Source organism: Streptomyces sp. SID5643 (assembly GCF_009872555.1).
Taxonomy (GTDB): Bacteria; Actinomycetota; Actinomycetes; order Streptomycetales; family Streptomycetaceae; genus Streptomyces; species Streptomyces iakyrus.
On the sequence record NZ_WWIC01000029.1, the window covers coordinates 15,416 to 39,033 of the forward strand.

20 protein-coding genes are annotated in these 23,618 nt (G+C 73.2%); 15 read left to right on the forward strand and 5 right to left on the reverse strand.

What is annotated here, in order from left to right:
* The first annotated feature begins 94 nt into the window (after positions 1-94).
* Entirely contained in the window at positions 95-2,674 is a 2,580-nt protein-coding gene (pepN, locus tag GTY56_RS02995) for an aminopeptidase N (protein ID WP_161362169.1), read from the forward strand.
* 88 nt (positions 2,675-2,762) lie between these two features.
* On the opposite strand, the gene GTY56_RS03000 is transcribed toward pepN, so the two are convergent.
* Complete coding sequence (locus tag GTY56_RS03000; protein ID WP_161362171.1) at positions 2,763-3,689, reverse strand: EamA family transporter; 927 nt, start codon at positions 3,687-3,689, stop codon at positions 2,763-2,765.
* A gap of 107 nt (positions 3,690-3,796) precedes the next feature.
* On the opposite strand from GTY56_RS03000, the gene GTY56_RS03005 reads away from it, so the two are divergent.
* The gene (locus GTY56_RS03005) at positions 3,797-4,309 is read left to right on the forward strand and encodes a MarR family winged helix-turn-helix transcriptional regulator (protein ID WP_161362173.1); all 513 of its coding nucleotides are present in this window, start codon (positions 3,797-3,799) and stop codon (positions 4,307-4,309) included.
* A 57-nt stretch (positions 4,310-4,366) separates the two neighbouring features.
* Here the strand turns inward: GTY56_RS03005 and GTY56_RS03010 are convergent, their stop codons facing one another.
* The 3 genes from GTY56_RS03010 to GTY56_RS03020 form a co-directional block, all read right to left on the reverse strand.
* Entirely contained in the window at positions 4,367-4,654 is a 288-nt protein-coding gene (locus GTY56_RS03010; protein ID WP_033314207.1) for a hypothetical protein, read from the reverse strand.
* A 63-nt stretch (positions 4,655-4,717) separates the two neighbouring features.
* Positions 4,718-6,823 (reverse strand): 4-alpha-glucanotransferase, encoded by a 2,106-nt coding sequence (malQ, locus tag GTY56_RS03015; protein WP_161362175.1) that lies wholly within the window; start codon positions 6,821-6,823, stop codon positions 4,718-4,720.
* Positions 6,824-7,081, reverse strand: a complete 258-nt coding sequence (locus tag GTY56_RS03020; RefSeq protein ID WP_161362177.1) for a hypothetical protein — start codon at positions 7,079-7,081, stop codon at positions 6,824-6,826. It lies immediately after the preceding gene.
* Between the two features lie 224 nt (positions 7,082-7,305).
* Between GTY56_RS03020 and GTY56_RS03025 the strand changes: the two genes are divergently transcribed.
* Genes GTY56_RS03025 through GTY56_RS03050 form a run of 6 tightly spaced genes read left to right on the forward strand, consistent with a single transcriptional unit; the run spans position 7,306 to position 14,510 of the window.
* A complete protein-coding gene (locus GTY56_RS03025; protein ID WP_161362179.1) occupies positions 7,306-10,158 on the forward strand; it encodes a beta-N-acetylglucosaminidase domain-containing protein in 2,853 nt (950 codons plus the stop codon).
* A 51-nt stretch (positions 10,159-10,209) separates the two neighbouring features.
* Positions 10,210-10,815, forward strand: a complete 606-nt coding sequence (locus GTY56_RS03030) for an RNA polymerase sigma factor (protein WP_161362181.1) — start codon at positions 10,210-10,212, stop codon at positions 10,813-10,815.
* Positions 10,812-11,732, forward strand: a complete 921-nt coding sequence (locus tag GTY56_RS03035; RefSeq protein WP_161362182.1) for a zf-HC2 domain-containing protein — start codon at positions 10,812-10,814, stop codon at positions 11,730-11,732. The genes GTY56_RS03030 and GTY56_RS03035 overlap by 4 nt, the downstream gene beginning before the upstream one ends.
* Positions 11,729-12,559, forward strand: coding sequence for an ABC transporter ATP-binding protein (locus GTY56_RS03040; RefSeq protein ID WP_202509662.1), 831 nt, complete (start codon positions 11,729-11,731; stop codon positions 12,557-12,559). The genes GTY56_RS03035 and GTY56_RS03040 overlap by 4 nt, the downstream gene beginning before the upstream one ends.
* On the forward strand, positions 12,556-13,905 hold the full coding sequence (locus GTY56_RS03045; protein WP_161362184.1) for a hypothetical protein: 1,350 nt from the start codon (positions 12,556-12,558) through the stop codon (positions 13,903-13,905). The genes GTY56_RS03040 and GTY56_RS03045 overlap by 4 nt, the downstream gene beginning before the upstream one ends.
* Positions 13,902-14,510: a hypothetical protein gene (locus GTY56_RS03050; protein ID WP_161362186.1), complete on the forward strand. Its 609-nt coding sequence runs from the start codon at positions 13,902-13,904 to the stop codon at positions 14,508-14,510. Before GTY56_RS03045 ends, GTY56_RS03050 begins: the two co-directional genes overlap by 4 nt.
* A gap of 39 nt (positions 14,511-14,549) precedes the next feature.
* Here GTY56_RS03050 and GTY56_RS03055 read toward each other — a convergent pair whose 3' ends face one another.
* A complete protein-coding gene (locus GTY56_RS03055) occupies positions 14,550-15,086 on the reverse strand; it encodes an HNH endonuclease (protein WP_102913293.1) in 537 nt (178 codons plus the stop codon).
* Between the two features lie 312 nt (positions 15,087-15,398).
* On the opposite strand from GTY56_RS03055, the gene GTY56_RS03060 reads away from it, so the two are divergent.
* From GTY56_RS03060 to GTY56_RS03090, 7 genes are all read left to right on the forward strand, one after another.
* Positions 15,399-16,508 (forward strand): mechanosensitive ion channel family protein, encoded by a 1,110-nt coding sequence (locus GTY56_RS03060; protein WP_346345401.1) that lies wholly within the window; start codon positions 15,399-15,401, stop codon positions 16,506-16,508.
* A 226-nt stretch (positions 16,509-16,734) separates the two neighbouring features.
* Complete coding sequence (locus tag GTY56_RS03065) at positions 16,735-17,946, forward strand: ROK family transcriptional regulator (protein WP_161362188.1); 1,212 nt, start codon at positions 16,735-16,737, stop codon at positions 17,944-17,946.
* Between the two features lie 55 nt (positions 17,947-18,001).
* Positions 18,002-19,339, forward strand: a complete 1,338-nt coding sequence (locus tag GTY56_RS03070) for an ABC transporter substrate-binding protein (RefSeq protein WP_161362190.1) — start codon at positions 18,002-18,004, stop codon at positions 19,337-19,339.
* A gap of 12 nt (positions 19,340-19,351) precedes the next feature.
* Entirely contained in the window at positions 19,352-20,296 is a 945-nt protein-coding gene (locus GTY56_RS03075) for a carbohydrate ABC transporter permease (protein ID WP_161362192.1), read from the forward strand.
* Positions 20,293-21,186, forward strand: coding sequence for a carbohydrate ABC transporter permease (locus tag GTY56_RS03080; protein ID WP_161362195.1), 894 nt, complete (start codon positions 20,293-20,295; stop codon positions 21,184-21,186). The genes GTY56_RS03075 and GTY56_RS03080 overlap by 4 nt, the downstream gene beginning before the upstream one ends.
* Positions 21,187-21,275: 89 nt before the next feature.
* Positions 21,276-22,541 carry a family 4 glycosyl hydrolase gene (locus GTY56_RS03085; protein WP_161362197.1) on the forward strand — a complete coding sequence of 422 codons (1,266 nt, stop codon included), beginning with the start codon at positions 21,276-21,278 and terminating at the stop codon, positions 22,539-22,541.
* Entirely contained in the window at positions 22,532-23,497 is a 966-nt protein-coding gene (locus GTY56_RS03090) for a BadF/BadG/BcrA/BcrD ATPase family protein (RefSeq protein ID WP_161362199.1), read from the forward strand. Before GTY56_RS03085 ends, GTY56_RS03090 begins: the two co-directional genes overlap by 10 nt.
* Positions 23,498-23,618: the final 121 nt, after the last annotated feature.

Genomic DNA, 23,618 nt, shown 5'->3' on the forward strand with positions numbered 1-23,618 from the left:
CGAGGGGTATCCCTAGGACTCGTCCGGGTCGTCGCACGACGCCGATCCTCCGTGGAAAGATGGCGCAACCCACCCATAACGAGGAGATGACCGCGTGCCTGGCACAAACCTGACCCGCGAAGAGGCGCAGCAGCGGGCGCAGCTGCTCGCCGTTGAGTCGTACGGGATCGAGCTCGATCTCTCCGGCGCGCAGGAGGGCGGCACCTACCGGTCCGTGACCACGGTGCGCTTCGACGTGACGGCCGAGAACGGCGCGGAGTCGTTCATCGACCTGGTGGCGCCGGCCGTGCACGAGGTGACCCTGAACGGGGACTCCCTCGACCCGGCCGAGGTCTTCGCCGACTCGCGGATCGCCCTGCCCGGGCTGCTCCACGGCCGCAACATCCTCCGGGTCGTCGCCGACTGCGCGTACACCAACACGGGTGAGGGCCTGCACCGGTTCGTCGACCCGGTCGACGAGCAGGCGTACCTCTACACCCAGTTCGAGGTGCCGGACGCCCGCCGGGTGTTCGCGTGCTTCGAGCAGCCGGACCTCAAGGCGACCTTCCAGTTCACGGTGAAGGCGCCCGAGGGCTGGACGGTCATCTCCAACTCGCCGACGCCCGAACCGCAGGACAACGTCTGGGAGTTCGAGCCGACGCCGCGCATCTCGACGTACATCACGGCGCTGATCGTCGGCCCGTACCACTCGGTGCACAGCGTGTACGAGAAGGACGGCCAGTCCGTCCCGCTCGGCATCTACTGCCGTCCCTCGCTCGCCGAGTACCTCGACTCGGACGCGATCTTCGAGGTGACGCGGCAGGGCTTCGAGTGGTTCCAGGAGAAGTTCGACTACGCGTACCCGTTCACGAAGTACGACCAGCTGTTCGTGCCGGAGTTCAACGCGGGCGCGATGGAGAACGCGGGCGCGGTGACCATCCGCGACCAGTACGTGTTCCGCTCGAAGGTGACGGACGCGGCGTACGAGACGCGCGCGGAGACCATCCTGCACGAGCTGGCCCACATGTGGTTCGGCGACCTCGTGACGATGGAGTGGTGGAACGACCTGTGGCTGAACGAGTCGTTCGCCACGTACACCTCGATCGCCTGCCAGGCGGCGCACCCCGAGTCGCGCTGGCCGCACTCCTGGACCACGTTCGCCAACTCCATGAAGACGTGGGCGTACCGGCAGGACCAGCTGCCGTCGACGCACCCGATCATGGCCGAGATCAACGACCTGGACGACGTGCTCGTCAACTTCGACGGCATCACGTACGCGAAGGGGGCTTCCGTCCTGAAGCAGCTCGTCGCGTACGTCGGCGAGGACGAGTTCTTCCGCGGCGTGCAGGCGTACTTCAAGGCGCACGCGTACGGCAACACGCGCCTGTCCGATCTGCTGGGTGCCCTGGAGACGACGTCCGGCCGTGATCTGAAGGCCTGGTCGAAGGCGTGGCTGGAGACGGCGGGCATCAACGTCCTGCGTCCCGAGATCGAGACGGACGGGAACGGCGTCGTCACCTCCTTCGCGATCCGCCAGGAGGCCCCGGCCCTGCCCGCCGGCGCCAAGGGCGAGCCGACGCTGCGCCCGCACCGGATCGCCGTCGGCCTGTACGAACCGGACGACGCCAGCGGCAAGCTGGTCCGCGACGAGCGCATCGAGCTGGACGTGGACGGCGACCTGACCGCCGTACCGCAGCTGGTCGGCAGGCGCCGCCCGGCCGTGATCCTGCTCAACGACGACGACCTGTCGTATGCGAAGGTCCGCCTGGACGAGCAGTCCCTGGCCTTCGTGACGGAGCACCTGGGCGACTTCGAGTCGTCCCTGCCGCGCGCCCTGTGCTGGGCGTCGGCCTGGGACATGACGCGGGACGCCCAGCTCGCGGCCCGCGACTACCTGTCCCTGGTGCTGTCCGGCATCGGCAAGGAGTCGGACATCGGCGTGGTGCAGTCGCTCCAGCGGCAGGTGAAGCTGGCGATCGACCTGTACGCCGACCCGGCCGCCCGCGAGGCGCTGCTGGCCCGCTGGACCGACGCGACGCTGGCCCATCTGCGGGCGGCGGCACCGGGCAGCGACCACCAGCTGGCGTGGGCGCGCGCGTTCGCCGCGACGGCCCGCACGCCCGAGCAGCTGGATGTGCTGGACGCGCTGCTGGACGGCTCGCAGACCGTGGAGGGCCTGGTCGTCGACACGGAGCTGCGGTGGGCGTTCGTGCAGCGGCTCGCGGCGGTCGGCCGGTTCGACGAGGCGGAGATCGCGGGCGAGTACGACCGTGACCGCACGGCCGCCGGTGAGCGGCACGCGGCCACGGCCCGGGCGGCCCGTCCGACCGAGGCGGCCAAGGCGGAGGCGTGGGCGTCGGTCGTGGACTCCGACAAGCTGCCGAACGCCGTGCAGGAGGCGGTCATCGGGGGCTTCGTCCAGACCGACCAGCGCGAGGTGCTCGCCCCGTACGCGGACCGGTACTTCGAGGTGGTCAAGGACATCTGGGAGTCCCGCTCCCACGAGATGGCCCAGCAGATCGCCGTCGGCCTCTACCCGACGGTCCAGGTCTCCCAGGAGACCCTGGACAAGACGGACGCCTGGCTGGCCTCGGCCGAGCCGAACGCTGCCCTGCGCCGGCTGGTCTCGGAGTCCCGCGCGGGCGTCGAGCGCGCCCTGCGGGCACAGCGGGCGGACGCGGCGGCCGGAAAGTAACCGGCCCCGCACCGGCGACTGGGGCGCCCGGCTCGTGCCGGGCGCCCCTTCGTCTGCCCTGCATTCGGCCGGTCCCACCCGCCCTGGCCTACCGCCGGGCGACCGGGCCGACCGTCACCACCGTGGTGTTCCGCCCGGCCGGGCCGGGCGTTCGCGACGGCCGGGTGACGAACTGCCCCGCCACCGTCGCTCCGAACGCCAGCCCCATGCCGACCAGCTGCACCGGTGTCAGCACCTCACCGAGCGCCGCCCAGCCGACCACGGCCGCGGTCAGCGGGGAGAGCGGACCGAGGAAGGTGACCTGGGTGGCGGTCATGCGGCCGATGCCGCGGAACCACAGCCAGTACGCGAGAGCCGTGTTCGCCACCGCGAGGTAGAGGTAGCCGCCGACCGCCGGGCCGTCCAGCGCCGGGGGCGCGCCTTCCACCAGGAAGGCGAGCGGTGCGATCAGCAGGCCTCCGGCGGTCAGCTGCCAGCCGGTGAGGACCAGCGGCCCGACGCCCTCGGGGCGGCCCCAGCGCTGGGTGAGCACGATGCCGGTCGACATCGACGCCGTGGAGGCGACGGCCGCCAGCAGACCGAGCGTGTCCAGCGACCCGGCCGCCTTCAGCACGACAAGGCTGACGCCGAACGCGGCCACGGCCCCGGTCACCAGCGTGCGCGCCGACGGCCGCTGCCCGAGCAGCAGCATCGACAGGCCGGCCACGAACAGCGGCCCGGCCGAGCCGACGACCGCGGCAAGGCCGCCGGGCAGCCGGTACGCGGAGAGGAACAGCAGCGGGAAGAAGGCGCCGATGTTCAGCGCGCCGAGCACGGCCGCCTTCCACCACCAGGCGCCACGCGGCAGCACCCGGGCGAGGGCGAGGAGCAGCAGGCCTGCGGGCAGGGCGCGCACCAGGGCGGTGAACAGGGGGCGGTCGGGCGGGAGGAACTGGGTGGTGACCGCGTAGGTCGTGCCCCAGGAGACGGGCGCGAGGGCGGTGAGGGTGATGAGGGCCGGTCGGGAGATGGCCATGGGAAGCACCCTTCGAAGTAGGTCGGCAGAAAGTAGCTTACCGCTAAGCTACTTTCAGTCAAGCTACTTTCTTGCAGGTCACCGAGAGGCGGCCGATACTCTGAGGCATGAACGAACGCCCGGAGCAGCGCAAGGACCCCGTCGACGCGATCATCGGCCAGTGGGCGACGGTCCGGCCCGACCTCGACACCACCGCCATGGAGGTCTTCGGCCGGATCAACCGGCTCTCGCACGCGATCGGCGAGCAGGTGGGGCGGGCGTACGTGAAGTTCGGCATCTCACGCGGGGAGTTCGACGTCCTGGCCACCCTGCGCCGCTCCGGCGAGCCCTACACGCTCTCGCCCCGGCAGCTCTCCGCGACGCTGATGCTCACCACCGGCGGCATGACGGGACGGCTGGACAAGCTGGAGCGGGCGGGGCTGCTGCGCCGCTCCCCCGACCCGCACGACCGGCGCGGGTTGCAGGTCACGCTCACCGACGAGGGCCTCGCGGTGGTCGACGAGGCGGTCGGGGCGGGGCTCGCGGTGCAGACGGAGGCCCTCTCCGCCTTGGGCGCCGAGCGGGCCGGGCAGCTGGCCGGGCTGCTGCGGGACCTGCTGGCCGGGACGGACAGGGCCTGACACGACGAGGGCGCCGTCGCGGATGTCGCGACGGCGCCCTCGAAGAGGAACGCGGGGTCAGGCCTTGACTTCGCTCTTCGCCTCGGCCTTGGTGGCGATGTTGGAGCTGGTCGGGTCCTTCTTCTTGTGCGACTTGTCGCCGATCACCACCAGGGCGTGGATGACCAGGTACAGCGCGATCGGGGCCACGACGAAGAGGCCCAGCGTCTCGATGACGCTCAGGCCCGGGCCGGGGTCGTCACCGTCGTCGCGGGTGAGCGCGCTCGCAGGGGACGACATGAGCAGCATCATCAGCGTCGTACCGGCTGCCAGGGCGCCGGCGCGCAGGGCGTTCTTCTTGTCCACGGTGTCAAAATATCCAACGCCGACCGGGGCCGCGCGCCCGGGGTGCCGTAAGAGGCCCTCGGCTCACGGCCCACCGTCCCCGACCTCGTGGCCCTCGCCCCTGAGCACCTCCATCAGCGCGTGCAGCCGCGGCGAGGCCGCCAGGTCCTCCAGCGTCACCGGCCGTCCCCGCGCGTCCGCGATCGGCAGGCGCCAGTTCGGGTACTGGTCCCAGGTGCCGGGCAGGTTCTGCGGGCGGCGGTCGCCGACGCCGTCCGGGAGCCAGACGCCGACCATCCGGGCCGGGGTGCGCAGCAGGAAGCGGTGGACGGCCTGGATCTCGGCCTCCTCCGACGCCGTGTCGCCACCGCCGCCCGTGCCGTGCAGCAGGCCGAGCCGGGAGAGCAGGGACAGCCACTCCCCCGCGTCGGCGGCTGCCTCGGCGCGCTCCTCCTCCAGGGGCCTGGTCAGCAGCCCCAGGCTGTCGCGCAGCTCGACGTGCTCGCCGGTGAGGCGGGCGGCCGTGGAGGGCAGGTCGTGGGTGGTGGCCGTGGCCAGGCAGTCGGCGCGCCAGCCGTCGGGGGGCAGGGGGCGGCCGTCGCCGTCCCAGTCGCGTTCGAACCACAGCACGGACGTGCCGAGCACCCCGCGCTCGCGCAGGGCCTCGCGCACACCCGGTTCGACGGTGCCGAGGTCCTCGCCGATCACCAGCGCCCCGGCCCGGGAGGCCTCCAGGACGAGGACGGCGAGCATGGCCTCGGCGTCGTAGCGGACGTAGGTGCCCTCGGTGGGCGGGTGGCCCTGCGGGACCCACCAGAGACGGAACAAGCCCATGACGTGGTCGATGCGCAGCGCTCCGGCATAGCGGAACAGGGCACGCAGCAGCTCGCGGAACGGGGCGTAGCCGGACGCGGCCAGCCGGTCGGGGCGCCAGGGCGGCAGACCCCAGTCCTGGCCGCGCGCGTTGAAGGCGTCCGGCGGGGCTCCCACGGACATGCCCGCGGCGAAGTACTCCTGCTGGGCCCAGGCGTCGGCGCCGCCGGGATGGACGCCGACCGCGAGGTCGTGCACGATCCCGACCGGCATCCCGGCCTCGCGACCGGCGCGCTGCGCGGCGGTCAGCTGGGTGTCGGTGAGCCAGGCGAGCCGGGACCAGAAGTCGACCCGGTCCATCAGGCCGTTGCGGGCCCGGGCGGTCTCGGCCGAGCGCGGGTCGCGCAGGCCGGTCGGCCAGCGGTGCCAGTCGGAGCCGTGCACCTCGGCGAGCGCGCACCAGGTGGCGTGGTCCTCCAGTGCCTGGCCCTGCCCGGCGAGGAAGTCGCCGTAGGCGGCGCGCCGGCCGGGACCGAGCGGGACCTCGGCGAGCAGCTCCAGCGCCTCCCGCTTGAGCTCCCACACGGCGTCCCGGTCGATCAACGCGCCCTGCTCCAGCACCGCTTCGCGCAGCCGCCCGGATCTCTCCAGCAGGGCGCGCAGGCGTTCGGGATCCTCGACGTAGGCGGCCTCGGGGACGTCCTCGACGCGCAGGTGCACCGGGTCGGGGAAGCGGCGCGAGGAGGGGCGGTAGGGAGAGGGATCGGTGGGGGCTCCGGGCACGGCCGCGTGCAGCGGGTTGACCTGGACGAATCCGGCGCCGAGCGAGCGTCCGGCCCAGCCGGCCAGCTCGGCGAGGTCCCCGAGGTCGCCCATGCCCCAGGAGCGGCGGGACAGCAGCGAGTAGAGCTGGACGAGGAGTCCGTAGGAGCGTCCGGCGGGAGCGGGCAGCCGGGGCGGGGCGACGATCAGGTGGGCGGTGGCGGTGCGGCCGTCGGGGGTGGTCGCGGTCAGCCGGTGGACACCGGGCGGGAGGCCGTCCGCCGAGGCGCGGCTCTCGCCCTGCTCGGTGTCGATCCGCAGCCGGGTTCCCCCGGGGAGCGCGGCCAGGGCGGCCGGGGGGCTGCCGCTCCAGCCGACGACGGTCGGGGGCAGCAGCCGTCCGCCCAGCTCCCCCTCGCGGGCCGCGAGCGCGGCGCGTACGGCGCCGGGCGTGCTCGCGTCCACGCCGAGGGCGGCCAGGGTCAGGGTGACCGCGGTGGCCGAGGCCGCGACCGAGCGGTCCGGGGACGGGCTGTAGGAGGTGGCGACGCCGTGCAGGGCGGCGAGGCGGGACAGGTCCTCGGAGGGCGGGTCGGACGGCCGGGGTGCGGTCATCTACATCCTCGTGAAGTCCGGGACGAAGGCCGGGGGCTCGCTGGTCAGGGGAGCGGCTTCGGCGAGCGGCGGCTCACTGGTGAGGGGCTCGGCGTCGGGCAGCGGGGGCTCGCTGGTCAGCGGCAGTTCGGTGTGGGTGCTCTCGGAGCTGAAGACGCAGTAGCGGGGGTCGGCACGGTGAGGGTCGTCGAGGTCGGCGGACTGGTCCGCCACGGGTTTGGACGGGGCCGGGAGCGGAAGGAAAGTCATCGCAGCCACGGGGGCCTCCTTGTCGGGTACGGCTTTCAACGGGTCATCGCAGCCCTACCCAGTCGAGGCGAAGGCAGACGCCCCGGGCCGAACATCGTGCTTCTGCTCACATTCCACTCCCCTCCACACTCTCCAGATTCCGGCATTTCACCCACAATGGCCACTCTCGTTGACACCTTCACCGGGCGGGTGGTGGGCTCGCCTTGCCGGTCGGAACGCATCTGGAGGGGCCTGTGGGACTGCGGCGTGGGAAGCGGGCCGCGGCCCTCGCGGTCGCCGTCGTCGCCGGGAGCCTCGCGGCCCCGCCGGCCGCGCTGTCGGCTCCGCCCGGCCCCGGTGCGACCGCCAGAACGGCCCCCGACACAGCCGGACCGGACCTCTCCGTCTGGCCGCGCCCGCAGTCGCTGCGCGCGAACGGCGCCCCGGTGGCGGTACCGGACGAGGTCGCCCTGATCACCGACGCCCGAGCCGATCCCCGCGCGGTCGACGCCCTGCGCGCGCTGCTGCGGCAGGCCGGTGCCCGCCGGATCACGGACACGGCCGGGCCGGGCGCCCTGGTCGTACACGCGCGGACGGAGCCCGCGCGCCCGGGCGACCGGCACGCCCTCCCCGCCGGGGGATACGACCTGTCCGTGGGCGCGGACGGCGTCTCCCTCACCGGCACCGGCGAGGACGGCCTCTTCCACGCCGTGCAGACGCTGCGGCAGCTCCTGCGCCGCGGCGGCACGATCGCGTCGGCCGTCGTCCGCGACTGGCCCGGCACCGCCGTACGCGGCATCACCGAGGGCTTCTACGGCACCACCTGGACGCACCGGCAGCGGCTGGCCCAGCTGGATTTCATGGGCCGCACCAAGCAGAACCGCTACCTGTACGCCCCCGGCGACGACCTCTACCGGCAGGCCCGCTGGCGTGAGCCCTACCCGGCGCGGCAGCGGGCCGGGTTCCGGGAGCTGGCCGAGCGGGCGCGCCGCAACCACGTCTCGCTCGGCTGGGCGGTGGCCCCGGGCCAGGCGATGTGCTTCGCGTCGGACGACGACGTCCGGGCGCTGACGCGCAAGCTGGACGCGATGTGGGCCCTGGGCTTCCGGGCGTTCCAGCTCCAGTTCCAGGACGTCAGCTACAGCGAGTGGCACTGCGGGGCGGACGCCGACCGGTTCGGCTCCGGCCCCGGGGCCGCGGCGCGGGCGCAGGCCCGGGTGGCGAACGCGGTGGCCCGGCATCTGGCGGAACGGCACCCCGGCGCCGCACGCCTGTCCCTGATGCCGACCGAGTACTACGAGGACGGCACGACCGACTACCGGCGGGCGCTGGCGAGCGAGCTGGCCGCGGGCGTCGAAGTGGCGTGGACGGGTGTCGGGGTGGTGCCCCGCACCATCACGGGCGGCGAACTGGCCGACGCGCGCAGGGCGTTCGGGCATCCGCTGGTCACCATGGACAACTACCCGGTCAACGACTACGCCCCCGGCCGCATCTTCCTCGGCCCCTACCAGGGCCGCGAGCCGGCCGTGGCGACCGGTTCGGCCGCCCTGCTCGCCAACGCGATGCAGCAGCCGGAGGCGTCCCGCATCCCGCTGTTCACCGCCGCCGACTACGCCTGGAACCCGCGTGCGTACCGCCCCGGGGAGTCCTGGCGCGCCGCGATCGCCGACCTCGCGGGCGGGGACCGGCGCCGCGAGCAGGCCCTGGCCGCGCTCGCCGGCAACGACGCCTCGTCGGTCCTGGACGACGAGGAGTCGGCGTATCTGCGGCCGCTGACCGAGGCGTACTGGAGGTCGCGCACGGCGGGCGGCGCGGACACCGGCGGTGACGCCGCGCGGCGGCTGCGCGAGGCCTTCACCGTGCTGCGCGAGCTGCCCCGGCGGCTGGACGGCACCGGGCTCGGCTCCGAGGTGGGCCCCTGGTCCGAGCAACTGGCGGACTACGGCGAGGCGGGCACGGCCGCGCTCGGCATGCTGGACGCCCAGCGCTCCGGGGACGCGGCGGCGGCCTGGACGGCGTACCGCAGGCTCGGCGTGCTGCGGGCCCGGCTGGAGTCGGCGCCGGTCGAGGTCGGCCGGGACGTCCTGGACCCCTTCCTCCAGCGGGCGCAGAAGTCGTACGCGGCCTGGTCGGGCATCGACCACGAGCCGCCCCGCAACCCCGGCGACGGCCGCACCCTGCGCTTCCCGCGGCCCCGTGCGCTGACCGCCGTGACGGCCCTGACCGAGCCGGGCACCGAGGGCGGGGTCGAGGTGCACGTGCCGGGGCGCGGGTGGCGGGAGGCGGGCCGGCTGGACGGGTCCGGAGCGACCGAGGTGCGGCTCGCGGCTCGGGCCGACGCCCTGCGGATCACCGGAGCCGCCCCCTCCCGCGTACGCCACCTCATCCCCTGGTTCACCGACTCCCCCGCCGTCTCCCTCGGCCTGCCCCGGGACCGGGCGGACGTCGAGACCGGCCGGACCGAGCGGCTGACCGCCCGGCTCGGGTCGCTGCGCCCCGCCGACGCCCGCGGCCGGCTCACCGCCGAGGCACCCGAGGGTGTCCGGGTCCGGGTGCCGAGGGACGAGCTGACCGTGCGGCGCGGCACGACGGTGGAGGTCCCGGTCGAGGTGACCGTGGAAGGTGGCACCTCGATGCGGTCCCACGACGTCCGGCTCGGTTTCGCGGGGGCGGACCGCACCCTCGCCGTCCGGGCCGTCCCGCCCACCGGCGGTCCCGACCTGGCCCGCTCCGGCACCGCCCGCTCCTCGGGCGACGAGACGCCCGACTTCCCCGCGCGGGCGGCGAACGACGGCGACCCGGAGACCCGCTGGTCGTCGCCGGCGGACGACGGCGCGTGGTGGCAGGTCGAGCTGGCCCGCCCGGCGCGGCTCGGCCGGGTCGCGCTGCACTGGCAGGACGCCCACCCCTCGGCCTACCGCGTCCAGGTCTCCCCGGACGGCCGCCGCTGGCGCACCGCCGCCACGGTCCGGGACAGCCGGGGCGGCCGGGAGGACGTCCGCATGGACGAGAAGGACGTGCGCTTCGTGCGCGTGCAGGGCGACAAGCGGGCCACCCCGTACGGGTATTCGCTGTGGTCGGCGGAGGCGTACGCCGTCGCGCCGTGAACCGGCGCCACCGGGGCCGTCGATAGACGGAGTGTGAGACTGTTCCGCCCCATGGGGGGCCACCGGGAGACGGACGAGGGGGACTCGGACGCGGCGCTGCTACGGGGGGTCGCGGGCGGGGACTCGGCGGCGATGGCCGCGCTGTACGACCGGCACGCGGGCTGGCTGTACGCACGGCTGACCCGGCGCTGCGCCGATCCGGAGGTCGTGCGTGAGGTGCTGCAAGACACCTTCGTCACGGTGTGGCGGTCCGCGGACTCGCACCGCGGCGAGGACGCCGGCGGCTGGCTGTGGACGATCGCCGCGCGCCGCCTGGTCGACGCCTGGCGGGTGCAGCAGCGAACCGCGCGGCTGCGGACGGCGCCGATGGAGGAGGCGGGGGACGACTGCCGGCCGACGGCGTCCGCGCCGTCCGCCGAGGACCGGGTGCTGGCGGGGCTGGAGTACGGCGACGTGGGCACCGCCCTCGACAGGATCTCGCCCGAGCTGCGCGAAGTGCTGCGCGCCACGGTCGTCGACGGGCTGACCACCCGCGAGACCGCCCGGCTCCTCGGCATACCCGAGGGCACCGTCAAGTCCCGGGCGATGCGCGCCCGCGCCGAACTGCGCGCGGCCCTCGCCCAGGTGAGCCCGTCGCCGATGGGAGGCCCGGCATGACCGGCTGGCACGCGCCCGACCACTTCGTCACCCGGTACGCGGACGGCTCCCTGCCGGAGTCGGACGCCTGGTCGCTGGAGAAGCACCTGGAGTGCTGCGGCACCTGCGCGGCCCGTGTGTCGCGGGCGGTGCGCGGGACGGCGGCGGGGCTGGTGCTGGCCGAGGTCCGGGAAGCGGTGCTGGGCGACGCACGCGAGGCCGTGCCGAGTGCCTCGCACGCGGCGAAGGCGGCGCCCCGCGCACCAGCGGCGGCGCGGAAGGCGCACCGGGCCCGTCCGTGGGCACCGGGCTCGCGCCCCGCCCGCATCCTTTGGGCGGCCGGCCCGGCCGTGCGCGGGGCGTGGCTGCCGGCCGTGCTGCTGGTGGCCGTGGGAGCCGTCGCCCTGGCCCATGCGGGCGGCCTCCCGGACGCGCGGCCCTGGCTGCTGGCCCTCGCCCCAGTCCTGCCGGTCGCCGGTGTCGCCCTGTCCTACGGGCCGCACGCCGACCCGCTGCACGAGATCGCCGCGGCCACCCCGTCGGCCGGGCTGCGGCTGGTGCTGACGCGGACCGCCGCCGTGCTGGCGGTGAGCCTGCCGCTGCTGACCCTGGCCGGGGCCCTGCTGCCGTCCTCGGACGCCCCGGGCGCCGCCGCCTGGCTGCTGCCGGGTCTCGCGTTGACGCTGGCCTCGCTGACGCTGGCCGGCCACGTCGGCGTCCGCACGGCCACGGCCGTGACCGGCGGCGGCTGGCTGTGCGCCGTGCTCGGTCCGGTGCTCGCCGCCCCGGGCGGACGGCTCACCGCACATCTGTCCGAGCGACTGTCGTCCTTCCTGGACGGCGCCCCGGCACAGGGCGGCTGGGCGGCGGCTGCCGTCCTGTGCGCCGCCGTGCTGGCCACGCGCCGCCCTGCCCACCACTTCCTGGAGATGCGTTGACCACGGCCCCCCACCCCTCACGTTCCCGGCCCGCGGAGCCGGTCGGCATCCGGGTCACCGGCCTGCGTGTCCGGCACCGCAGGACCGTCGCCCTGGACTCGGTGGACCTCGACTTCGGCCCGGGCGTGCACGGGCTGCTCGGCCCGAACGGCGCCGGCAAGACCTCGCTGATCCGCGTGCTAGCCACAGTCGCCGAACCGTCCGGCGGCCGGGTGGAGATCCTCGGCCACGACGCCGGCGACCACCGGCGGCGCGGCGAAGTCCGCCGCCGGATGGGCTACCTGCCGCAGGAGTTCGGCTACTACCCGGGCTTCACTGTGCGGGAGTTCGTCGCGTACGTGGCCTGGCTCAAGGAGATGCCCGCGGCCGTCACCCCGAACGCCGTCGAGCGGGCCGTCGCCCGCGTCGGCCTCGCCGACCGCATCGACGCGAAGGTGCGCACGCTGTCCGGCGGCATGGTCCGCCGCGTCGGCATCGCGCAGGCCATCGTCAACGACCCCCGAGTGCTGCTCTTCGACGAGCCGACCGCGGGCCTGGACCCGGAGCAGCGCGTGGAGTTCCGTGAACTGCTGCGCGAACTGGGCGCCTCCTCGACCGTGATCGTCTCCACCCACCTGGTGGAGGACGTGGCGGCTGCCTGCACGGAGGTCACCCTCATCGAGGGGGGCCGGGTCGCCTACCGGGGCACCCCGGATTCCCTCGCCGGGCTGGGCGACGCCACGGACTGCGTCGGCGACAACCCTATCGAGCGCGGGTACACGGCAGCGCTGCGCGCCCACCGCGCCCGGCCGCGCCAGGCAGCGGCCCTCGGGGAGGCGGCGCGATGACCCTCGTGTCGGAGCGGCGGACCACGCCGCGGCGCACGGGCCGCCCGCGCCGGGCGCCGCACCCGTTGCGCGCCGAAGCTGTCCACGGCTTCGCGCCCTGGGCCGGAGCGGCCGTCTTCCTGACCCTCGGTGTGCTGCTGGCGGGGTCGGCCGAGCAGTGGCAGGGCGGCTGGACGGAGACCCGGTCACGGCTGCACGAGGGGATGCTGATCGTCCTTCCCCTGGCCTCGGCCGCGGGCTGCTGGCAGGGCGGACGGGAGCGCCGGCGTCGTACGGAGGAACTGTGGGGGACGGTGTCGCGCGGGCCGCTGGCCCGGTTCGTGGTGGCGGCGCTGCCGGTCGCGCTGTGGACGGCCGCCGGGTACGGGGCCGCCGCGGCGGGTGCGCTGCTGGCCACCTGGCCGTACGCCACCGGTGACCGGCCCTACTTCGATCTGCTGCCGGCGGACATGGCGGCGGCAGCGGCGGCAGCGGTGGCAGGTCAGGTCGTGGGGCGGGTGGTGGCCTCCCGGCTGGCGACGCCGCTGCTGGCGTTGGCCGGGTATGTCGTCCTGGGCATGGCGTCGACGGTCCGCGAGGGGTCCGGTCGCCTGCTGAACCCGGCGTTCCCGGTCCGCACGGACACGGTGCCGGTCGCGTGGCAGCCCGCGGCAGTGGCGCTGTGGACCGCGGGTCTCGCGGCGGCCGTGGTGCTGGCCCACACCGCCCGGCGCCGGTACACGGCCCTGCTGCCGCTGGCGGCGGCGACGGCTGCGGGCGCGCTGTTGGTGCAGGCCGGGGACGGGGTGTGGCGCACCAACCCCGCCGGGAGCCGGCAGGTGTGCGACACCTCCACCAGCCCCCAGATCTGCGTCAACGCTCGGTACGAGAAGCTGTTGCCGCAGGTGACGGCCGCCCTGTCGGGGATCACCGGCCGCCTGGAGGGAGTGCGGAACGTGCCGGTGCGGTTCGAGGACCGGCAGGGCCGCCCGGGTCGGGACGAGGCGGAACTGCCGATGCTGATGCCGCTGGGCTGGTCGGTGGTGCGGGGGCGGCTGACCGATCCGGGGCAGTACGCCTGGGAGGCCGTGCAGGCGCTGCAGGACCGGATGGACTGCGGGGCGATGGACGCGCGGGTGCACACGGCGGACGACGCGGTGACCCACTATCTGGCGCCCAGCCCCATGGAGAAGACGTTCGACGAGCAAGACGCCGCCGGTGACGAGGCCCAGCAGGCGGAGTTGCGGCGGCGGCTGGCGGCGCGAGCCCGGCTGACGGCGATGGACGAGGACGAGCGGCGGGCGTGGCTGTCGGCGTACTTCGCAACGGCGGGCGACTGCGACGCAAGGGGGGTGCCGGCGCTGTGAGCACTTTCGGAGGCTTCCTCTACGCCCGCTCCCGCATCGTTCCCCGCACCCTCGCTGCGCTCGCCGGGACCGTCGGGTTCGCGGTGTGGGCGGCGGAGCGGATGGACACCTACCTCGACACCGACGAGCGGGTGCCGATCGTGGCCCTGTCCCCGCTGCTGGCCGCCGCGGTGATCGGAGTGAGCCTGCATACCCCCTCCGACGAGCTGGACCGGACGGCCGTACGTCCCTGGTGGCCGCGGCGGCTGACCCAGCTGCTGGCCCTCACCGCGCTCGCGGCGGCACTGCTGCCGCTCGCCGTGCTCGGGGACGCGACCACCTTCGGCCCCCCGGCCATGATCCGCAACACCCTGGGCTGCGTCGGCGTCACGGCCGCCGCGTCCGTCGTGCTGGGCGCCCGCCTGAGCTGGCTGCCGCCGTTCTGCTACGTCGGCTCGGTGGTTCTGGCCTCGAGCGGGGTGCGCGGCTCCGCGGTCACGGTGTGGGCATGGCCGATGCAGCCGGGCCCCCAGCCGGGAGCCTGGCTCGCGGCCGGCGCGGCCTTCGTGGCCGGCACCGCCCTCTACGCCGTGCGCGGGGCGCGGCCGGAGGGGCCCCGGACCTGACCGGCCGGCCGCACCCCGGGCATGCGAAGGCCCGGATCGTCAGGCGGAAATGCCGTCGATCCGGGCCATGGCGTCCTCCGCGCCGTACGGCTGCAAGTACGGCAGCCAGCGCGGATCCCTGTGGCCGGTCCCGATGATGCGCCAGGCCAGGCCGGACGGCGGGGCGGGTTTGTGGCGCAGCCGCCAGCCGATCTCGAAGAGGTGCCGGTCGGCCTTCACGTGGTTGCAGCGGCGGCAGGACGCCACCACGTTGTCCCAGACGTGCTTGCCCCCGCGGCTGCGCGGGATGACGTGGTCGACGCTGGTTGCGACGCCACCGCAGTACATGCACCGGCCCCCGTCGCGGGCGAACAGTGCCCGGCGGGTCAGAGGAACGGGCCCCCGATAGGGAACCCGGACGAATCGCTTGAGCCGGACCACGCTGGGTGCGGGGACTGTGACGGTCGCGCTGTGCAGAAAGGCGCCGGACTCCTCGAGGCATACGGCCTTGTTCTCGAGGACGAGGACGAGCGCGCGGCGGAGCGGTACGACACCTAGCGGCTCGTACGACGCGTTGAGGACCAGGACATGCGGCACGGATGCCTCCTTGGACGCCGGCGGCGCGTGGCTCGCGCCGGGACGATTCGTAGCCAGTTTCCCCTCATGCCTGGTGGAAGCGCCACCATGTCCCCGTAACGGGCTGGGAGTGTTTTCGACCACATCTGATTCATCCCCCGGACCATGGCCTGTTCAAGCCCAGGTGAGCACGGTCTCTCCTTCACACATCCTGCCGAAGCACACACAATGCCCCGTTAGTGTGGTGGTTCTGCCCCTTCGGTGACCCAGCCGTGACCTTGACCCCGTGAACCACCGCGCCGGGGCAGACCGCTGCACCTGGAGGTACCTGCCGTGTCCCTGTCCCCTGCGGACGCCGTCCTGCTCGCCGCCGGTCCGTCGCCGTCGCCGACCCCCTCGGACTCGCAGACCCCGAGAGTGCCCTCGCTCCAGGACGCCCAGGAGAGCGCGACGAACGCCGCCGGCTGGGTCGAGCAGAACTGGTCGACGTGGCTCGCGATCGGTCTCAGGGTCCTGCTCATCGTGGTGATAGCGGCGGTGCTGAGGGTTTTCGTGCGCCGGGCGATCACCAAGCTGATCGACCGCATGAACCGGAGCGTGCAGTCCGTGGACGGCAGCGCGCTGGGCGGACTGCTGGTCAACGTCGAACGCCGTCGGCAGCGCTCGCAGGCCATCGGCTCGGTGCTGCGCTCGGTGGCGTCGTTCCTGATCATCGGCACCGCCGCCCTGATGATCCTGGGCACCTTCCAGATCAACCTCGCCCCACTGCTGGCCTCGGCCGGTGTCGCCGGTGTGGCGATCGGCTTCGGCGCCCGCAACCTCGTCACGGACTTCCTGTCCGGCGTCTTCATGATCCTGGAGGACCAGTACGGCGTCGGCGACACGGTCGACGCGGGCGTCGCCTCCGGCGAGGTGATCGAGGTGGGCCTGCGCGTGACCAAGCTGCGGGGCGAGGGCGGCGAGATCTGGTACGTCCGCAACGGTGAGGTGAAGCGCATCGGCAACCTCTCGCAGGGCTGGGCGACGGCCAACGTCGACGTCACGGTCCACTCCGGCGAGGACCTGGACCGGGTGAAGGCCACCCTGGACGAGGTCGCCGAGAAGATGGGCGCCGAGGAGCCCTGGAACGAGCTGCTGTGGGGCCCGATCGAGGTCCTCGGCCTGGACAGCGTGCTGCTGGACTCCATGGTCGTGCGGGTCACGGCCAAGACGATGCCCGGCAAGTCCCTGACCGTGGAGCGCGAGCTGCGCTGGCGCATCAAGCGGGCCTTCGACGCGGCGGGCATCCGGATCGTCGGCGGCGCCACGGCCCCGGCGGAGGAGCAGCCGGCCGACCCGACGGCGGGGATGGCCGCCCCGTCGGTGTACGCGAACGCGACGTCCCCGCAGTCGGCGGCGGCGTCCCCGCTCGCGCCGCCCGCGCCGACGAGCACCACGAAGTAGCGGCAACTCCTCACACACAGGGCGGCATCCGGTTCTCCGGGTGCCGCCCTCTCGCATGTCCGGATGACGACAGGGCGTCCCCTATTGACGGCCATGCGGCACCGGGCTTACCTTCCTCCCCATCGATAGGAAACTTTCCTAACAGTGGCCAGGGGGCAGCCGTCCGATGGACTTCCCCGCCTGATCACTGAGAAGCTGAGCAGCCGAAGGGCAGGTGTGGACACGCATGGCAGGAACCGCCGGCACGCCGGGCACCCCGCGCGTCCTGCGCGCCATGAACGACCGGGCCGCCCTGGACCTGCTGCTGGAGCACGGACCGCTGTCCCGCACCCGGATCGGCAAGCTCACCGGCCTGTCCAAGCCGACCGCCTCCCAGCTGCTGTCCCGGCTGGAGGCGGCGGGTCTCGTCCTGGCCACCGGCACCACCGCAGGCCGGCCGGGCCCGAGCGCCCAGCTCTACGAGGTCAATCCGGCGGCCGGCCACGCCGCCGGGCTCGACGTCACCCCCCAGCGGATCCTCGCCGCGATCGCCGACATCACCGGCCGCACGGTCGGCCGCTTCGAACTTCCCACCCCCGGCAGGCGCACCGGCACCCCGGTCGTCCAGCAGGTCACCGACGCCCTGGACGGAGCCGTGAAGGCGGCCGGTCTCGCCCGGGACGACGTCCACCGCCTCGTCATCGGCACCCCCGGCGCCTTCGACCCCACCACCGGACGGCTGCGCTACGCCTCCCACCTCCCCGGCTGGCACTCCCCCACCCTGCTGGAGGAGCTCGCCGCCGCCCTGCCGATGCCGTTCGAGTACGAGAACGACGTCAACCTGGTCGCGCTCGCCGAGCAGCGCCTCGGAGCGGCCCGGGGCCACGCGGACTTCGTGCTGCTGTGGAACGAGGAGGGCCTGGGCGCCGCCCTGGTGCTCGGCGGCCGGCTGCACCGCGGCTGGACCGGCGGCGCCGGCGAGGTCGGCTTCCTGCCGGTGCCGGGCACCCCCCTGGTCCGCCAGGTCACCAAGGCCAACAGCGGCGGCTACCAGGAGCTGGCCGGCTCCCAGGCCGTCCCGCGCCTGGCCCGCGAGCTCGGCATCGAGGACATCCCGCCGGGCCCGTACGCCGAGGCCGCCGCCCGGTTGCTGGCCCGGGCGGCACAGGCCGGCGACGACGCCCACCGGCACCTCCTGCGGGCCTACGCGACCCGGCTGGCCACCGGTCTGGCCTCCCTGGTCTCGGTCCTCGACCCCGAGCTCGTCGTGCTGAGCGGCGCGTCCCTCACCTCGGGCGGCGAACCGCTGCGCGCCCTCGTCCAGACCGAACTGGAAGAGCTGGCCGCGTCCCGCCCGCGCCTGGTCGTGGGCGACGTCCGTGAACACCCCGTGCTGCGCGGCGCGCTGGAGAGCGCGCTCGCGACGACACGCGACGAGGTCTTCGACACCTCCCGCTGACCCACCCCCCTCCCGCGATTCCCTTCCTCTTCCCCCGTGCCCAGGGAGCTCTGTCATGCCCGGAATATCCGGAAAAGCCGCCATCGCCGTCGCCGCCTCCGCCTCCCTCGCCCTCCTCGCCACCGCGTGCACCGGCCAGTCCGGCGCGGGCGCGAGCGACGACGCCTCCAAGGAGACGACCATCACCTTCTGGCACGCCTGGAGCGCGCCGTCGGAGGTGAAGGCCGTCAAGGACCTGGTCGCCGGATTCGAGAAGGCGCACCCCGACATCCACGTCGACGTCGTCGGCAACATGACGGACGACAAGATGAACCAGGCCCTGCGCGCCGGCGGGGCCAAGGCCCCGGACGTGATCTCGTCGTTCACCACGAACAGCGTCGGGAAGTTCTGCTCCTCGGGCGCCCTCGTGGATCTCGACCCCTTCTTCGAGAGGTCGGGCATCGACCCGCAGAAGACCTTCCCGAAGGCCATGAACGAGTACACCCGGTTCGAGGGCAACCGCTGCGCGGTCCCCCTTCTCGGTGACGCGTACGGCCTCTACTACAACAAGACGGCGTTCAAGAAGGCGGGCATCACCGCCCCGCCGAAGACCTGGTCGGAATTCGAGCGGGTCGCGAAGAAGCTGACGATCCCCCGGGGCGACACGTACGAGCAGCTCGGCTTCATGCCGAACTACCACGGCTGGGAGACCACCACCGAGCACTACCTCGGCCAGTTCTCCCCCACGTACTTCGACAAGGACGGCAAGTCGAACGTCGCCCAGGACCCGGCCTTCGAGGCCGCGTTCACGATGCAGAAGAAGCTGGTCGACACACTCGGCGGCTACCGCAGGCTGGAGACCTACCGCGCCGGGCTCGGCGACGAGTGGGGGCCCAAGCACCCCTTCCACACCGGCCAGGTCGCCATGCAGCTCGACGGCGAGTGGCGCCTGGGCATGGCCCTGGACGCCAAGCCGAAGTTCGGCATCGGCGTGGCCCCGCTGCCCGTCCCCGACGACCGGGCCGACGAGTACGGCAAGGGCTACATCACCGGCACCATCGCCGGTGTCGCCGCCACCAGCAAGAAGCAGAACGCGGCCTGGGAGCTGGTGAAGTACATGACCACGGACACGGACGCGGTGGTGAACTTCTCCAACGCCATCCACAACGTGCCCTCGACGCTCGCGGCCCTGAAGTCGCCGAAGCTGAAGTACGACCCGCGCTTCAAGACGTTCCTGGAGATCGCCGCCGACCCGAACTCCACCACGGCCCCCGCCTCCGTCAACGGCGGTGTCTACCTCACCACGATCCAGCAGTTCGGCTACGACTACGAAAGCGGCAAGGAGACCGATCTCAAGGCCGGTCTGAAGAAGACGGCGGCACAGATCGACACGGACATCGCGCAGGCGAAGTAGGCGACGGGCAGCATGAGCACCTACACGCTGCGGGCGAAACACCGCCGCTCGGCCCTGCGCACCCTCGCCTTCCTCTCCCCCTGGCTGATCGGCTTCACGGTCTTCTTCGCCTACCCCCTGGTCTCCACCGTCTACTTCTCCTTCATGCGCTACGACGGCTTCCGGCCGCCGGTGTGGAGCGGCGCGAAGAACTGGACGTACGTCTTCGAGCACTACCCCCTGTTCTGGCCCGCCCTGCGCAACACCCTGTGGATGGTCGTCGTCATGGTCACGCTCCGGGTCGCCTTCGGCCTGGGCGTGGGCCTGCTGATCACCAGGATCAAGACGGCCACGGGCGTCTTCCGCACCCTCTTCTACCTGCCGTACCTGGCCCCGCCCGTGGCGGCCACCATGGCCTTCGCCTTCCTCCTCAACCCCGGTACGGGCCCGGTCAACTCCCTTCTGGAGAAGACCGGGCTGCCGGCCCCGGGCTGGTTCAACGACCCGGTCTGGTCGAAGCCGGCCCTGACCCTCCTGGCCCTGTGGGGCATCGGCGACCTGATGGTCATCTTCATGGCCGCCCTGCTCGACGTGCCCAAGGAGCAGTACGAGGCGGCGGAACTGGACGGCGCGACGGCCTGGCAGCGCTTCCGCTACGTGACGCTCCCGAACATCTTGCCGATCGTCATGTTCGCGGTCGTCACCGGCGTGATCCAGACCATGCAGTACTACACACAGCCTCTGATCGCCGGGAAGGTCGCCTCGGGTGTGATCCAGGGGGCGGGCACGCTGTTCGAGCCGGGCTACCCCGACAAGTCGACCCTCACCCTCCCCCAACTCGTCTACAACCTGGGCTTCCAGCGCTTCGACTACGGCTCGGCCTGCGTGGTCGCCCTGGTCCTCTTCGCCCTCTCCATGGCCTTCACGGCACTCCTGATGCGCCGCAGGGGCGGACTGATCCAGGCAGGTGAACGATGACGCAGGTACTCGACAAACCCCCGGACCTGAAGGCGCCGCCTCCCCCCGCGGAACGCACGGCACGCCGGAGGGCGTTGCTGGAATGGATCGCCATCCACTCCCTCGGCATCGCGGCGGCCCTCTTCTTCACCCTCCCCTTCGTCTTCGTCTTCCTCACCTCCCTCATGAGCGACAGCCAGGCGCTCAGCCGCGACCTGATCCCGCACACCTGGGAGTGGGACAACTACCGACGGGTCTTCGACACCCCGGGCTTCCTCACCTGGTGGCGGAACACCCTGTTCTACGCGTTCCTGGGCACGGCGCTGACGGTGGTCTCCTCGGTCCCGGTGGCCTACGCCCTCGCCAAGTTCCGCTTCCCCGGCCGCAATCTGACCCTGATGCTGGTCATCTCGATGATGATGCTGCCGCCGCAGGTGGTCGTCATCCCGATGTACCTGTTCTGGGCGAAGCAACTGGACCTGTCCGGCTCGCTCTGGCCGCTGATCATCCCCATGGCGTGCGGCGACGCGTTCTCCATCTTCCTGCTGCGCCAGTTCCTGACGACGATCCCCGACGAGTACGTGGACGCCGCCAAGGTGGACGGCTGCGGCGACCTGCGCACCCTGCTGAAGGTCGTCCTCCCGATGGCCAGGCCGGGCATCGCCGCCGTCGCCCTCTTCCAGTTCTTCTACGCCTGGAACGACTACTTCGGCCCGCAAATCTACGCCTCGGAGAACCCGGGCGCCTGGACGCTCTCCTACGGCCTGGAGTCGTTCAAGGGCGCCCACCACACCGACTGGAACCTCACCATGGCCGCCACGGTGCTGGTCATGGCCCCCGTGATCCTCGTGTTCTTCTTCGCCCAGAAGGCGTTCGTCGAGGGCGTCACGCTCACCGGAGTAAAGGGTTAGACACACATGCAGCATCTCCCCGGGGGCCGACCCCCGGACCCCCGGCCGATGATCGTCGTCCCGGGCGCCTGGAAGCGAGGGACCCCTCAGTGAAACTCACCGTGGTCGGCGGAGGCTCGACCTACACCCCCGAACTCGTGGACGGCTTCGCCCGCCTGAGGGACACCCTGCCCGTCGGGGAACTGGTCCTGATGGACCCCGCCCGGGACCGCCTGGAGCTGGTGGGCGGCCTGGCCCGCCGCATCTTCACCCGCCAGGACCACACGGGCCGCATCACCACGACGGACAACCTCGACGAGGCGGTCGACGGCGCGGACGCGGTCCTCCTGCAACTCCGCGTCGGCGGCCAGGCGGCCCGTCAGCAGGACGAGACCTGGCCCCTGGAGTGCGGCTGCGTGGGCCAGGAGACCACGGGCGCCGGCGGCCTGGCGAAGGCCCTGCGCACGGTCCCGGTCGTCCTGGACATCGCGGACCGCGTCCGCCGCACCAACCCTCACGCCTGGATCATCGACTTCACCAACCCGGTCGGCATCGTGACCCGTGCCCTGCTCCAGGCGGGCCACAAGGCGGTGGGCCTGTGCAACGTCGCGATCGGCCTGCAACGCAAATTCGCGGCGCTGCTGTCGGTCGCGCCCTCCGGGATCCACCTGGACCACGTGGGCCTCAACCACCTGACCTGGGAGACGGCGGTACGCCTGGGCGGCCCGGAGGGCGAGGACGTCCTGCCGAAGCTGCTCGGGGAACACGGCGACCGGATCGCGGCCGACCTCCGCCTGCCCCGCCCCCTGCTCGACACCCTGGGTGTGGTCCCCTCCTACTACCTGCGCTACTACTACGCGCACGACGACGTCGTACGGGAGCTGCGGACCAAGCCGCCCCGGGCAGCCGAAGTGGCGGCCATGGAACGCGAGTTGCTGGCCCTGTACGCCGATCCGGACCTGGACGAGAAGCCGGAGCTGCTCGCCGGGCGGGGCGGTGCCTTCTACTCGGAGGCGGCGGTGGACCTGGCCGCGGCCCTGCTGGGCGGCGGGGGCACGCCGTACCAGGTGGTGAACACGTACAACCGGGGCACGCTCCCCTTCCTCCCCGACGACGCGGTGATCGAGGTCCAGGCGGCCGTGGGCGCCAAGGGCGCGGCCCCCCTCCCCGTCCACCCGGTCGACCCCCTCTACGCGGGCCTGATGGCCGCCGTCACCGCCTACGAGCACCTGGCCCTCGAAGCCGCCCTGCACGGCGGCAGGGACCGCGTCTTCCGCGCCCTGCTCTCCCACCCCCTCATCGGCCAGTACGCGTACGCCGAGACGCTCACCGACCGGCTGATCGCACACAACCGGGAGCACCTGGCGTGGGCCTGACCGTCCTCGCCGTCGACGCGGGGAACAGCAAGACCGACGTCGCGATCGTGACGTCGGACGGAGAGGTCCTGGCCACAGCACGCGGGGGCGGATTCCGTCCACCGGCCGTGGGCGTGGACAGGGCGATGGACGACCTCGCCGAGACGGTGACCCGGGCCCTCACCACCGCCGGGCTCACCTCGGTCACCCACGTCTCGGCGTGCCTGGCGAACGCCGACTTCCCCGTCGAGGAGGAACACCTGGCGACGGCTCTGCACGCCCGCGGGTGGGGCGCGACGGTGACGGTCCGCAACGACACCTTCGCGATCCTGCGGGCCGGTGTCACCGAGCCCCGGGGCGTGGCGGTCGTCTGCGGCGCGGGCATCAACTGCGTGGGCATGCGCCCCGACGGCCGCACCGCCCGCTTCCCGGCCCTCGGCCGGGTCTCGGGCGACTGGGGCGGAGGCTGGGGCCTGTCCGAGGAGGCCCTCTGGTACGCCTCCCGGGCGGAGGACGGCCGTGGCGCCCCCACCGCCCTCGCCCGCACCCTCCCCGCCCACTTCGGCCTGCCCACCGTGTACGCCCTCATCGAGGCCCTGCACCTGGAGCACCTCCCGCCCCTGCGGCGCCACGAGCTGACTCCGGTCCTCTTCGCGACGGCCTCCGGTGGTGACCCGGTCGCCCGGGCGGTCGTGGAACGCCAGGCCGAGGAGGTGGTCGCCATGGCCGTCGTCGCTCTGACCCGCCTGGACCTGCTGTCCGAGGAGACCCCGGTCCTCCTCGGCGGCGGCGTCCTGGCGGCCCGTCATCCGCAACTGAACGACCACATCGCCCGCTTGCTCACGGAGCGCGCCCCCAAGGCGGTCCCCCAGGTGGTGACGGCGAGCCCGGTGCTGGGGGCGGCGCTGCTGGGCCTGGACCGGGTGGGCACGCGCGAGGGAGCGCAGGAGCGGTTGCGGAGGTACTACGGCGCCTGAAGGGCAAGGGCGGTTGCCGCTGAGCCGGGTGGGCCCGCAACCCGGGCGGAGCGGGGTGCCTCCCCCAAGCTCTCGGCTTGCTCGAGCAGGGGGACCCCCATCGCCCACCCGTGCCGCCCTG